This is a genomic window from Photobacterium sp. R1, from assembly GCF_054600795.1.
In genome coordinates this window covers 1-228 of the sequence record NZ_BAAHZP010001119.1, presented here as the reverse complement: position 1 = coordinate 228, position 228 = coordinate 1, and the positions used below count along the sequence as shown (strand labels likewise).

The window sequence follows — 228 nt, the reverse complement described above, 5'->3', positions numbered from 1 at the left end:
TGATGTATGTGTTTGCGGATGTGTATGCCCACTTCGCCAGCGATGACACCATGACCGTTCTGAACGTACCGCACTGTGATGAGTTTATCTCGCCGATCCTCTATACCCTGCCATTGCATCTGCTGTCTTATTACGTCGCGCTGATCATAGGGACGGATGTCGATCAGACCCGGAACATGGCGAAGTCTGTAACGGTTGAGTAAGTCCGGCTGATCTTCACATCGTTGA

At 50.9% G+C, this 228-nt stretch carries 1 pseudogene; it reads left to right on the top strand.

The features are described from left to right. A pseudogene (locus tag ACYP03_RS28540) lies at positions 1-203 on the top strand (glutamine--fructose-6-phosphate transaminase (isomerizing)); the annotation flags it as partial. Positions 204-228 lie beyond the last annotated feature (25 nt).